The organism is Vibrio sp. R15-SG3-ISO1A (genome assembly GCF_059833955.1).
In genome coordinates, this window is record NZ_JCBDGH010000087.1 from 1 (window position 1) to 12,405 (window position 12,405).

Annotated in this window: 12 protein-coding genes; 9 read left to right on the top strand and 3 right to left on the bottom strand. The window is 50.5% G+C overall.

What is annotated here, in order from left to right; genetic code table 11:
- Positions 1 to 79: 79 nt before the first annotated feature.
- A complete protein-coding gene (locus AC6R0L_RS15245) occupies positions 80 to 328 on the bottom strand; it encodes a DUF3624 domain-containing protein (protein ID WP_500627052.1) in 249 nt (82 codons plus the stop codon).
- Positions 329 to 456: 128 nt separating this feature from the next.
- Positions 457 to 1,197 (bottom strand): glutathione peroxidase, encoded by a 741-nt coding sequence (locus AC6R0L_RS15250; protein WP_500629649.1) that lies wholly within the window; start codon positions 1,195 to 1,197, stop codon positions 457 to 459.
- Between the two features lie 156 nt (positions 1,198 to 1,353).
- Here AC6R0L_RS15250 and oxyR point away from each other — a divergent pair, with 156 nt between their 5' ends.
- Positions 1,354 to 2,244, top strand: a complete 891-nt coding sequence (gene oxyR / locus AC6R0L_RS15255) for a DNA-binding transcriptional regulator OxyR (protein ID WP_334555655.1) — start codon at positions 1,354 to 1,356, stop codon at positions 2,242 to 2,244.
- Between the two features lie 65 nt (positions 2,245 to 2,309).
- On the opposite strand, the gene AC6R0L_RS15260 is transcribed toward oxyR, so the two are convergent.
- On the bottom strand, positions 2,310 to 4,850 hold the full coding sequence (locus AC6R0L_RS15260; RefSeq protein ID WP_500629650.1) for a penicillin-binding protein 1A: 2,541 nt from the start codon (positions 4,848 to 4,850) through the stop codon (positions 2,310 to 2,312).
- Positions 4,851 to 4,996: 146 nt separating this feature from the next.
- Here AC6R0L_RS15260 and pilM point away from each other — a divergent pair, with 146 nt between their 5' ends.
- From pilM to AC6R0L_RS15300, 8 genes are all read left to right on the top strand, one after another.
- Positions 4,997 to 6,007, top strand: coding sequence for a type IV pilus assembly protein PilM (pilM, locus tag AC6R0L_RS15265; protein WP_500629651.1), 1,011 nt, complete (start codon positions 4,997 to 4,999; stop codon positions 6,005 to 6,007).
- A complete protein-coding gene (locus AC6R0L_RS15270) occupies positions 5,997 to 6,572 on the top strand; it encodes a PilN domain-containing protein (protein ID WP_500629652.1) in 576 nt (191 codons plus the stop codon). The genes pilM and AC6R0L_RS15270 overlap by 11 nt, the downstream gene beginning before the upstream one ends.
- Positions 6,572 to 7,162, top strand: a complete 591-nt coding sequence (locus AC6R0L_RS15275) for a type IV pilus inner membrane component PilO (RefSeq protein ID WP_334555651.1) — start codon at positions 6,572 to 6,574, stop codon at positions 7,160 to 7,162. The genes AC6R0L_RS15270 and AC6R0L_RS15275 overlap by 1 nt, the downstream gene beginning before the upstream one ends.
- The gene (locus tag AC6R0L_RS15280; protein WP_500629653.1) at positions 7,152 to 7,688 is read left to right on the top strand and encodes a pilus assembly protein PilP; all 537 of its coding nucleotides are present in this window, start codon (positions 7,152 to 7,154) and stop codon (positions 7,686 to 7,688) included. Before AC6R0L_RS15275 ends, AC6R0L_RS15280 begins: the two co-directional genes overlap by 11 nt.
- Positions 7,689 to 7,711: 23 nt before the next feature.
- Positions 7,712 to 9,430 carry a type IV pilus secretin PilQ gene (locus tag AC6R0L_RS15285; protein WP_500629654.1) on the top strand — a complete coding sequence of 573 codons (1,719 nt, stop codon included), beginning with the start codon at positions 7,712 to 7,714 and terminating at the stop codon, positions 9,428 to 9,430.
- Positions 9,431 to 9,616: 186 nt separating this feature from the next.
- Complete coding sequence (gene aroK / locus AC6R0L_RS15290; RefSeq protein ID WP_334555649.1) at positions 9,617 to 10,135, top strand: shikimate kinase AroK; 519 nt, start codon at positions 9,617 to 9,619, stop codon at positions 10,133 to 10,135.
- A gap of 32 nt (positions 10,136 to 10,167) precedes the next feature.
- Positions 10,168 to 11,256: a 3-dehydroquinate synthase gene (gene aroB / locus AC6R0L_RS15295; protein WP_500629655.1), complete on the top strand. Its 1,089-nt coding sequence runs from the start codon at positions 10,168 to 10,170 to the stop codon at positions 11,254 to 11,256.
- Between the two features lie 61 nt (positions 11,257 to 11,317).
- On the top strand, positions 11,318 to 12,405 hold a 1,088-nt coding region (locus tag AC6R0L_RS15300; RefSeq protein ID WP_500629656.1), incomplete at its 3' end, for an AAA family ATPase.

Sequence of the window (12,405 nt, forward strand, 5' to 3'; positions counted from 1 at the left end):
GATGAATGTCGCTAAGAATGTATCGAAGAATACGTTCATGCCCAAAGTATCAAGATCAATGCTCCCACTGAGATGTTCGCTATTTTTTGTGGCGCTTCTGCCAAGGGATAACAATAAACTTTACCCAAATATGCAGCGCTAATAAGCCATTAAAGGCAAACCCCGCCACCAGTAGCGCGATGGATTCAATACTCTTCGGTTGCTCACGAAACAAGAACCACCACGCAACCCAACAGGCGACAGACAACACCGTGAGTTGATCCATGCAGCGCTGGCATCGACCGATCTTTTTCCAAAACCAATGTTGATTGCAATAGGGGCAGGCCATCTGGGTCACTCGAGCAATAAGGGAAGCCAGATGATAAAAAAGCACCGGCCATTTGGCTAGTGCTTTACTGAGAGGAAGTGATCCCCCGACCCACGTCTGAGCCGGGAGATCGAGGGCTCAGTGAATGATCAAGACTCTAAAGTGGCTAAGTAGTGATCCAACTCTTCGCTACCGCCGATGTGTTTACCGCCGATAAAAATTTGTGGCACTGTGGCTCGTCCAGTAATCGCACGCAAGCTCACAGTGGTGGCGTCTTTACCTAAGATCACCTCTTCGTATTGCAGATCATGGTCGATCAAGGCTTGTTTGGCTTTGACACAAAACGGACAGCCGGGTTTGGTAAATACCGTGATGGACTCTTGCGTCTTATAGCTTGGCGCTACGTATTTAAGCATGGTGTCTGCGTCAGAGACTTTGAATGGGTCACCTGGCTCGTCTGCCTCGATGAACATTTTGTCAATGACGCCATCTTTGACCAACATGCTGTAGCGCCAAGAACGGTGGCCAAAGCCAAGCTCTGATTTGTTGACCAACATGCCCATGCCTTGGGTGAATTCGCCGTTACCGTCTGGAATAAAGGTGATGTTGTCTGCCTCTTGGTCGTTTTTCCACGCGTTCATTACAAAGGTGTCGTTGACAGACAAGCAGACAATCTCATCGACGCCATGCTCTTGGAATACCGAGAACAGCTCGTTGTAGCGTGGCAGGTGACTTGAAGAGCACGTTGGCGTAAAAGCGCCCGGCAAGCTAAACACAATCACGGTTTTATTGCGAAATAGTTCGTCAGTGGTGATGTTGACCCAGGTGTCACCTTGACGAGTAGGAAACGTAACGTTTGGAACAGTCTGACCTTCTTTTGATACCAACATAGATGCCCTCTAATAAAATGGTTAGCAAGCCCATTCGGCTTGGTGGTCTCAATTTGTGGGTCCAGTATCGTAAAACTCCTTTGATAGCTCCAATCGTTTGATATAATTGTATCAATAGTTAAAATCTATAAAAAACTCACAGGAGAATCCCTGCGCATGAATATTCGAGATTTTGAGTATGTTGTTGCCTTGGCGGAACATAAACATTTTCGAAAAGCCGCCGAAGCGTGTTTTGTCAGTCAGCCGACCTTAAGTGGGCAGATCCGTAAGCTTGAAGATGAACTCGGCACTGTGTTGCTCGAGCGCAGCAGTCGCCGCGTGTTGTTTACCGATTCTGGCTTACAGTTGGTCGAGCAAGCCAAGCGGATTCTTAGTGAAGTGAAAACCTTCAAGGATATGGCCAGCGGGCAAAGCGGCGCCATGACTGGTCCAATGCACATCGGTTTTATTCCCACCGTCGGTCCTTACATCTTGCCGAAAATCGTTCCGACGCTGAAAGAGCGTTTCCCTGAGCTTGAGCTGTTTCTTCATGAAGCGCAAACCCAGCAGTTAGTGCGTCAGTTAGAAGAGGGCAAGCTGGACTGTTTGGTTTTGGCGTCAGTGGCAGAAACCGCGCCGTTCAAAGAGATCCCAGTGTATGAAGAGCCGCTCAGTGTGGCGGTGCCGTGTGACCATGAGTGGGCAAAGTTGGAAGAGTTGGACATGTTGGAGCTCAATGGCAAGACGGTATTAGCGCTCGGTGATGGTCACTGTTTACGTGACCAAGCACTCGGCTTTTGTTTCGCGGCCGGAGCCAAAGATGATGAGCGTTTTAAAGCCACCAGTCTTGAAACCCTAAGAAACATGGTGGCAGCCGGAGCCGGTATCACTTTACTGCCGCAGTTGTCTATTCCGCACGAAAAGCAAAAAGATGGCGTGTGTTACGTCAAGGCGGTCAATCCTGTGCCGTCTCGGACGATAGTGGTGGCCTATCGTCCAGGCTCGCCACTAAGAGAGCGGTTTGAGCTGCTGGCGAAAACCATCAAAGAGAAGTTAGTCATCGACTAACACTCAGTACAAACTAAAAAGGGATGGCGCGCGCCATCCCTTTCTCTTCCTCTCTATCAAACCGATTAGAACAGCTCTTCTCCTTCACTGTTCGATGAGTAGATAGAGGGACCTAAATCTTCACTGACGTATTTGGTCGGCTCGGTTCCTTCGAGGAAATACTCGAACATCGCACTGGCGTCAAAACGGTTGGTCAGCAGACCAGAATCTCGGTCAATTCGCACTCGCACAATGTTCTCAGGGATCGTTTTGTCCTGCTCTGGTACGCCATTCAATGCCACTTTCATAAAGTCCACCCATGCTGGCTCAGCGGTTTTCGCGCCTGACTCTGCGCCTGAGATCGGGTTTTGCGCTAAGTTGGCGTTCGGCGTTGTGCGGCCGAGTGTACGGTTGTGGTCATCAAATCCAACCCAAGCGATCGCCACCATGCCCGGACCGTAGCCGTTATACCAGGTGTCTTTTGAGTCGTTGGTGGTACCGGTTTTACCGCCCACATCGCGGCGCTCAAGTTGCTGGGCACGCCAACCGGTGCCGTTCCAGCCGGTGCCTTCGCGCCAGTTACCGCCGCCCCAGATGTTGCTGTACATCATCTCACGCATTAAAAATGCTGTTTGTTCAGAGATCACTTGCGGTGCGTATTGCACCGCATCGCTGATGGGCAACTCAACATCTTGCTCGTTGAAGTCGTTGATTGTCGCAGTGTTTGAATCAGTTTGAGGCGATGCACTCAGGGCCTCGCTATCACAGTCTGCACGGCAGACGATTTTCGGATTGGCGGCAAATTCGGGTTTACCAAACGGACCTTCTACCTTACTGATGTAGAAAGGTTCCACATAGTAACCACCGTTGGCAAACACGGAATAGCCTTGAGCCATCTTAACCGGAGTTAAACTGCCGGCACCCAAGGCAATGGTTTCAGAGCGAGGCAGTTGCTCAATATCAAAACCAAAACGGGTCAGGTACTCGCGGGTCTCATCAAGACCGACTTCACGCAGCACGCGCACCGCCATCACGTTTTTCGATTGCGCCAGACCGATACGTAGGCGTGTCGGGCCGGTGTAGGTCGGCGGTGAGTTTTTCGGACGCCACGCCGTGCCTTGGCTGCGATCCCACTGGTTGATGGGGGCATCGTTGATCAAGCTGGCTAAGGTTAAGCCTTTGTCGAGCGCCGCGGAATAGATGAAAGGTTTGATACTTGAGCCAACCTGACGAACCGACTGGGTCGCACGGTTAAACTTGTTATGGACGAAGTTAAAGCCACCGACCAGTGATAGGACTGCGCCGTTTTCAGGGTTCATGGCCACAAAAGCGGTATTGGCGTTAGGGACTTGGCTGAGCTGCCACATCGCGCTGTTATCGTCGACGGCGACCTGACGGACCCAAATTTGTTCGCCGACAGTCACGACATCAACGGCTTTACTTGGTGCGGGGCCTTGACGCTCATCGGTCAAAAAGCGGCGTGCCCATTTAAGGCCGTCCCAGTTTAAGGTCTGCTCACCGCTGCCTTTCACCCATACGGTAGCTTGCTTCGCCGCCACATCCAATACCACGGCGGGCGTTAATTGGCCGTAGGTCGGCACCTTGTTTAATGCCTCTTCGATAGCTTGAGTCGACAATGGCGCCGCGTTGGGTTTCCACAACACGGTTTCTGCCCCGCGGTAACCGTGACGCTCGTCATAAGCGAGTAGGTTATTGATGGCCGAGTCATTGGCGGCGGCTTGCAGTTTAGAATCTACGGTTGTGTAAACATTCATCCCCGAGGTGTAGGCGTCTTCACCGTAGCGAGCCACCATCCACGCGCGCGCCAGTTCCGCCACATACGGAGCGCTCAGTTCGATATCGGCGCTGTGGTAGCGTGCCACGATCGGCTCTTCTCTCGCTTGGTCGTACTCTTGCTGCGTAATGTAGTTTTCGCTCAGCATACGGCCAAGAACCACGTTACGACGATTCGTCGCACGTTCAAGAGAGTAGATAGGGTTCATCGTCGATGGGGCTTTAGGCATCCCCGCCAACGTCGCGAGCTCGCTCAGCGTGAGCTGCTGAAGATCTTTGCCAAAATAGACCTGCGCTGCGGCGCCAAAGCCGTAAGAGCGGTAGCCCAAGAAGATCTTATTGACATAGAGCTCCATAATCTCTTGTTTGGATAGCAGCTGCTCGATGTGAATCGCGATAAAAATCTCTTTGATTTTACGCATGATCTTCTTCTCATTAGAGAGGAAGAAGTTACGCGCCAACTGCTGAGTAATGGTACTCGCCCCTTGTTTGGCCGAACCAGACATGGCCACCACGACCGCCGCTCGGGTAATACCGATCGGGTCGATACCTGGGTGATCGTAAAAGCGACTGTCTTCAGTGGCGATCAGTGCCTCAATCAAATGTTGAGGGATGTCGTCATAGCTGACCGGAATGCGCCGCTTCTCACCGAACTGAGAAATCAGTTTGCCGTCTTGGCTGAACACCTGCATCGGTGTTTGCAGTTCCACATCTCGAAGAGTGGCGACGTCGGGGAGGTCCGGTTTGACATAAAAATAGAAACCGAAAATTGTACCGACTCCAAGAATCATGCAAACCAATGTAAAAATGAATAATCGCTTTATGAACTTCACCGGAGAATTCCTGAAATTATAGGTCGCTAATATGCAAACCCTTGTACTGTAAGCTGAAACTTTAGCTCATGCTTTTTCTTAGTGCTTATTAAACCATCAATTCAGTAAGCACGCGAGCTAAGCATTTCAATAGGGAGCAACGCGGTATGGGTAGAACATTGGTTACAGGCATAGACATCGGCCGTTACAGCATTAAAGCCGTGGTGCTCAAGCCTGTTAAAGACACATTCGCCTTGGTGGGTTATCACGAGATCCCCATTGAGGCGGACATATTCTCTGATAATCACCTGCTCAATTATCAGAAAATTGTAAAGAAACTCAAAGAACTAAGAAAGGGGTTGCCACTATTTAGTCGCAAGGCCGCTTTGTGCGTGCCCGACAACGCCGTAATTAGCAAGGTATTACAAATAGATAGCGAACTTTCCGGCTCTGAAAGAGAGTTTGCCATCTTTCAGGCCTTTTCTCATCAATCGCCATTTCCAGTCGAAGAGCTGAATTTAGACTTTGTTGCGATAGACCCACAAGCGCAGCGCCACGCCACCGCCAGTTACCAAGTGTTTGCGACCCGCAAAGAGTTGGTCGATAGCCGTGTTGACGCCACCAGCAAAGCTGGCTTTGAGCCTGTGCTACTTGATGTACAAGCCTACGGTTTGACGCAAATATGGCACGAGGCCGCGCGTATCCAGCAGCGCAAAAACTGGCTGCTGCTCGATGTCGGTTTTACTCAAGCCTCAGTGTGCATTGATGTATGGGACAAACCGCCCTTGTGCAAAGAGTTCCCTGTTGGCACACAAAGTGTGATTCATCACCCGAGCGAGTCCCTTGAAAGCGGTGAGCAACGTTTTGTCCGAGAGGTAATGGATAAGTTGCAGCGCCACATTCAACTGGTCTCGTCGATGAGCAATCGGGAGATTGAGGGCGTCTGGCTTACCGGTGGTGCGGCGTGCGACCCTCAATTGCAGGTGCTGTTGCAAGATGCGGTCGTAAACCGTTTACAGCTCAAGTTTGAATCGCTCGATCCTTTGGCGCTATTTCAAGGCGCGAGCAAAGTTCAAGGCGCGAGCAAAGGCAACAAGAAGCCGGGCTTTGCCTTTGCCACCGCTGCGGGACTGGCACTAAGAGGCCTTCAGTGGATGGAGAATCGCCATGCTGCATAGCCTCAATTTGTTGCCTTGGCGAGAGGCGATCAAGGCGCGTCATCGACGCCGATTTTTCTCGCTGGTTGTGCTCGGCGTTCTGCTCGCTGGCGGTGTCCAATGGGGCGCGGGGGCGTATCTCGACTATCAAAAAGGGTTGCAGCAGCAGAGGTTGGATTATCTCAATCGCTACATTGCGAGCCTCGACAAGCAAATTGACAACCTAAAGCAAGTGGAAAAAGAGCACTCAGCGTTATTGACCCGACTATCGGTGGTTGAGGAGTTGCAACAGCAGCGCAATAAAACCACCGATTTCATGAACCTCATCCCTGCGATGATCCCGCAAGGTGTGTACGTCGACAAGATCAAGATGAATGGTCAGCAACTTGAGGTGTCAGGCATCAGTGATACCACCTCGCGACTGGCGACCATGCTCGACAATTTAGAAAAGTCTTCTCAACTCAGTAACGTAGAAATGCACTCGATTGTGCTGGGTAAACAACGTTTTGGTAAACAGTTTCAGACTTTTCACGTCTCGTTTTCTCTGCTCAATCAAGATGACGCGAATCGACAAGGAGTGCAGTGATGGCCAGTTACACCGATTTGGATTTTGAAGAGTTACCCGAATGGCCGTTGTTGCCGCAACTGGGCGTCATTGCAGTCTTGATTTTGTTGCTGCAGGGAGTGGGGTACTGGTTTTACTTGAAACCGAGTAACGAGCAGTTGCAACGGCAAATCGACAAGGAGCAAGTGCTCAAAACCACCGCCACCATCAAGGCGAACAAAGTGGCGGCGCTGCCGCAGTTAAAAGCGCAGTTGGATGAGCTTTCACAGCGCTACGACTATTTATCACGCCAACTGCCGGTACAGAAAGAGCTGGCGAGCATGTTGGCTGCCGTCAATGAGCAAGGGTTGAAGCACTCACTCACCTTTACTCGCATCGATTGGGGTGAAAAGCAAAATAAAGAGTTTCTCTACCGCTTGCCGCTCAATATCGAACTGACGGGCGATTACCACAATATTGGCCAGTTCTCACAGGCGATCGCGCAGTTACCGCGCATCATCAACTTTGACGATGTCGATTGGCAGCGGGTCAGCCAAGAGAGCAGTACGCTGCACTTTCGTGTGCGTGCCTACACCTACCAATTTAAACCGGAGGTGAAAGATGAACAATAATCGCCGTCTCTCATACTCGTCATGGGGAGCGCTGTTGGGCTGCGCTTTGTTACTCGCCGGATGTAAAGCCAATCAAGCGCCGTTGGATCAATTTCGTCAGCAGATCGAGTCAAGCGCGCGTCATCAAGTGGCCTCGCTGGCACCGGTACTTGAGTTCAAGGCCAGTGCCTATCAAGCGCACGATCTGAGAGAGCCTTTTGTCCTGCCTAAAGTGGCCATTGCGATGAACCAACCCGTCGCCAAGGTGGATTGTTGGCAGCCCGAGCCTCGGCGCAAAAGTGGTCGTTTAGAGCGCTACCCCATTAGCAAACTGCGTCTGACCGGTGTGATGAGCAGTCAAGGCGCGATTTCTGCTCTGATTCAGGTGCCGACGGGCGAAGTGATTAAAGCGACGCGCGGCCAATACATTGGCGTCAACAACGGAAAAATAACCAAAGTAACCCAGAGTTACCTAACGATAAATGAGACTTTGCCAGATGGCTTAGGTTGCTGGAATACCCGCAACGTCAAACTGGCGCTTAAATAGATGTTAATAATTGAGATGAAATCATGGTGAAAGGACTCCTCCCCCCAAGAAAACACACGCGGTTTACCTGTGGCTTAATGGCCTTATGGTTGCTTGTCTTTAGCAGCGCCGTGTTGGCGACGAGCAATGAACCCAACCGTCTGGTGGACATCGACTTTCGAGTGGATAAACAGCAACACGCCAAAATCATTGTGCAGTTGCAAAGCCCAAAGGTCGCGGTGGATTTACAAAAAGCGCAAGAGGGGCTGAGCATTGAGCTGCTCAATACCCAGGTGCCCGATGACAAGCTGTATGTACTCGATGTCAAAGACTTTTCCACCCAGGTGAAGTCAATCGAAGTGTTTCGTAAACAGCCAAGCACGCTATTGATTGCCGATATCGAAGGTGAGTACAGCTACGACTATAGCCTCAATGGCAGTTACCTTGAGGTCTTAGTTAAAAAAGTGAGCAAAGAGGAGGCGGCAAAACCGGTCAACATCATGGAAAAGGAAGGCAAAACCATTTCGATTAACTTCCAAGATATTCCAGTGCGCAACGTTTTGCAGCTCATTGCCGATTACAACCAGTTCAACTTGGTGGTGTCCGACTCCGTCAAGGGCAACTTAACGCTGCGTCTTGATGGTGTACCTTGGCAGCAGGTGCTCGACATCATCTTACAAGTGAAAGGGCTCGATAAGCGTGTGGATGGCAATGTGGTGCTGGTGGCGCCTAAAGCCGAGTTAGATCTGCGGGAAAAAGAGGCGCTAGAAAAAGCGCGCTTAGAGGCGGAGCTTGGCGAACTTAGCTCGGAGATCATCAAAGTGAAGTTTGCCAAAGCGTCGGACATTGCCGATATGATTGGCGGCGAGAGTGCAATGAGCATGCTCTCAGAGCGAGGTTCACTCAGTATTGATGAGCGAACTAACGCCTTACTGATCCGTGATTTAAAAGAGAATATCGATGTGGTGCGAGAAATAGTGGAATCGCTCGATGTGCCCGTCAAGCAAGTGCAAATTGAAGCGCGGATTGTGACCGTTAACGAGGGTAACCTTGATGAGCTTGGCGTGCGTTGGGGCTTTACCTCAACTAATGGCAACAATACCGTGGGTGGAAGTATTGAGAGCAACCTGTACCAGCGCGGCTTGCTTGACCAAGATACGCTTCCCGTGGATGACTTTTTGAACGTCAACTTAGGGGCAACGGCGGCCAATGCCTCGTCAATCGCGTTTCAAGTCGCCAAATTGGGCTCAGGCACGCTGCTCGATCTCGAGTTATCTGCCATGCAGAGTGAATCGAAAGCGGAGGTGATCTCCAGCCCTCGTTTGATCACCACCAATAAAAAGCCCGCCTATATCGAGCAAGGAACGGAAATTCCCTATCTTGAGTCCTCTTCGAGTGGTGCCACCAGTGTGACCTTTAAAAAGGCGGTACTAAGTTTGAAAGTCACGCCACAAATCACGCCAGACAACCGCTTGGTGTTGGACTTGAGTGTCACGCAGGATAGGCCGGGTCAAGTGGTGAAAACCGGCACGGGTGAGGCAGTGGCGATTGATACGCAGCGCATCGGTACACAAGTGCTGGTGGAGAACGGCGAAACGGTCGTGCTGGGCGGCATTTTTCAACATAGTGTGACGGATTCTGTCGATAAGGTGCCGTTATTGGGGGATTTACCCCTACTTGGGGCGCTATTTAAGCGAAGTTACCAGAAAATGGGCAAAAGTGAGCTGCTGATCTTTGTCACGCCTAAGGTCGTCTTGCAATAAGATGAGGCGTTATTATTAAGCTTAAGTAAAAATAGTTTGCATTAGTGGCACCAGATCTAGATAATTTCGGGTCTTATCACGAATTATCTGTGAGGAATCGGTGCCACAAGCACTTTCTTGGCAAGTTTTATACTGGCCTCTCTTGTGGCGATGTCATTGAATTAACGTTGTAAATTACTGCTAAACATGGCTGAAAAACGCAATATTTTCCTTGTTGGCCCAATGGGCGCCGGCAAAAGCACCATTGGTCGTCATCTCGCTCAACAGCTTCATATGGAGTTTGTTGATTCTGACACTGAAATTGAAGAGCGCACTGGCGCAGATATCGCATGGGTATTTGACGTTGAAGGTGAAGACGGTTTCCGAGCGCGCGAAGAAAAAGTGATCGAAGACCTAACTCAAGAACAAGGTATTGTTCTGGCAACCGGTGGTGGCTCAATTAAGAGCAAAGAAAACCGTAATCGTCTCTCTGCACGTGGCATTGTTGTTTACCTAGAAACAACGATCGAAAAACAGCTTGCCCGTACAAACCGTGACAAAAAACGTCCGCTGCTTCAAACGGACAAACCACGTGAAGTTCTTGAAGCTTTGGCTGCGGAACGTAACCCACTTTATGAAGAAATTGCGGATTACACGGTCCGTACTGACGATCAAAGTGCAAAAGTGGTAGCCAACCAGATCGTAAAAATGCTAGAAGAAGGTTAACAGCCACTCTTTATTCGCATTTGGAGATTCCCATGGAACGGATTACGGTCAGCTTAGGCGAACGTAGCTATCCCATTTCGATTGGTGCCGGATTGTTTCGCGATCCGGCCCAACTTTCCCTTCTTAAAGCTAAGCAAAAAGTCGTGGTGATTACGAATGTCACCGTTGAACCTCTTTATGCTGAGACTCTTTTAGCCCAATTGGCCGAGCTTGATTGCGACGCGTCAGTGTTGGCACTGCCTGATGGCGAACAATACAAATCGCTAGAGACATTCAACACCGTCATGACCTACCTACTGGAAGGCAACACTGCGCGCGATGTGGTGCTCATTGCCCTCGGCGGCGGGGTGATCGGTGATTTGGTTGGCTTTGTGGCGGCCTGTTATCAGCGCGGGGTGGATTTCATTCAGATCCCGACGACCTTGCTTTCTCAAGTCGACTCATCGGTGGGCGGAAAAACCGCCGTTAACCACAAGCTTGGCAAGAATATGATCGGCGCATTCTACCAGCCTAAAGCGGTGATCATTGACACCGACTGTTTGGCATCCTTGCCCGAGCGAGAGTTTGCCGCGGGTATGGCGGAAGTGATCAAATACGGCATCATCTACGATCACGATTTCTTTGTCTGGTTGGAAGATAACCTCGATGCGCTGTACGCGTTAGATCAACAAGCACTCACTTACGCCATTGCGCGTTGCTGCCAAATCAAAGCGGAAGTGGTGGCGCAAGATGAGAAAGAATCTGGAATTCGCGCGTTGTTGAATCTAGGTCATACATTTGGTCATGCGATTGAGGCTGAGTTAGGGTATGGTAATTGGCTCCACGGTGAAGCGGTCTCTTCGGGTACCGTGATGGCTGCAAAAACCGCTCAGCTTCAAGGGCTTATTGATGAGCAGCAAGTGGAGAGAATTGTCTCTATACTAAAAAGAGCCAAGCTGCCAATCCACACACCAGACAGCATGTCATTTGATGACTTTATCAAACACATGATGCGCGATAAGAAAGTGCTTTCTGGTGAATTGAGATTGGTTCTACCGACCAGCATTGGTAGTGCCGATGTGGTGAAAGGTGTCCCAGAGTCCGTGTTACGAGACGCAATCGACTATGGGCGCACGCTGTAATTGATTGAACTGTGGCGCAGTGGCTTAGGTCGCTGCGCACTCTACGTCTTAGGATGATGCAATGAGCTCCCCGCGTGTTTTGGAGTTAGACTCTCAAACTGAGTTGCTGGAACGCATGCAACTGCTGACTAACTTTGGATCCAACCTCGTCACCATTGGTGGCGAAAGTGGTGCGGGCAAAACTTGGCTTGCGCAGCGATTTTTAGAGGCGTGGTCGCCAGACAAAAACCAATCTCTGCTTTTGTGTCACCCCAATCAGGACGAATCTCAACGACGCCTTACCGTCCTCTCTCAGCTTTTTTCTGAACCTCTGTTTAACCCTGCAGACGCCTTGTCTGAATCCTTTATTCGTTTAATGGAGGGAGAGCGCTGTGATGTGTTGATCGCCATCGACGACGCGCACTTGTTGAGTGAGTCGTTCATTTCAGAACTGTGGATGTTAGTCCTTGAGGCGCAAGAGCGCCCGCAGTGGAACGTCAATGTGGTGCTCTTTGCGGCATCCAATAGCCTTGAGCCTTTGTTGACGCGATTGAGTTACGGCCAAGAGCATAAACCGATAGATTTTGATATCGAGCCGCTGACTGAGCACGAAGCGGAACGATTTTTTGAGCACCTCGTGATTCGATATGTCGAAGACGACATGGAAAAACGAGTGAGAAATGCATACCGCAGTGTCGCGCGTCGGCCCGGTAAAATTATGGCGCTAGGGGAACAGAAAGTGGAAAAAAGGATCATTATCCGCTCGATTGTCGCATCACCGTTGAATATGGCGTTGGTGATTATTGTCCTGCTATTGCTGATCGGCGGTGGTTACTGGTGGTTGATGAATCAGCCCACCCCAGATGAGAAAGCCCAGCAAATCAGTCAAAACTTGGAGCAAACGGTCATTCCAACTCTGCCCGAAACGCCCGCTCCAGACTCGCAAACGAGTGAAGCGAAGACCGTCGAGCCTGAGCCGGTGACCGATCCCTTTCTGACCAATGCCGAGGATGACTCTGCGTCCTTGCCACCAAGCGTGACCAGTGAAGTGTCGAGTGTCGGCAATCCTGATGATACCCATCAGCGTGTGGTCATCACTTCTGAAGTGGTGGATGCTTTGCTTGAAGGTAAACCAGAACAGGCCGATACGACGCCGATTGATGAGGTGGT

Bases quoted from the DNA above. Each gene is read 5' to 3' on its own strand.
- AC6R0L_RS15275 (WP_334555651.1), top strand. From the start codon at position 6,572: ATGGCCAGTTACACCGATTTGGATTTTGAAGAGTTACCCGAATGGCCG.
- AC6R0L_RS15280 (WP_500629653.1), top strand. From the start codon at position 7,152: ATGAACAATAATCGCCGTCTCTCATACTCGTCATGGGGAGCGCTGTTG.
- oxyR (WP_334555655.1), top strand. From the start codon at position 1,354: ATGAATATTCGAGATTTTGAGTATGTTGTTGCCTTGGCGGAACATAAA.
- AC6R0L_RS15250 (WP_500629649.1), bottom strand. From the start codon at position 1,197: ATGTTGGTATCAAAAGAAGGTCAGACTGTTCCAAACGTTACGTTTCCT.
- aroB (WP_500629655.1), top strand. From the start codon at position 10,168: ATGGAACGGATTACGGTCAGCTTAGGCGAACGTAGCTATCCCATTTCG.
- pilM (WP_500629651.1), top strand. From the start codon at position 4,997: ATGGGTAGAACATTGGTTACAGGCATAGACATCGGCCGTTACAGCATT.
- AC6R0L_RS15285 (WP_500629654.1), top strand. From the start codon at position 7,712: ATGGTGAAAGGACTCCTCCCCCCAAGAAAACACACGCGGTTTACCTGT.
- AC6R0L_RS15245 (WP_500627052.1), bottom strand. From the start codon at position 328: ATGGCCTGCCCCTATTGCAATCAACATTGGTTTTGGAAAAAGATCGGT.
- aroK (WP_334555649.1), top strand. From the start codon at position 9,617: ATGGCTGAAAAACGCAATATTTTCCTTGTTGGCCCAATGGGCGCCGGC.
- AC6R0L_RS15270 (WP_500629652.1), top strand. From the start codon at position 5,997: ATGCTGCATAGCCTCAATTTGTTGCCTTGGCGAGAGGCGATCAAGGCG.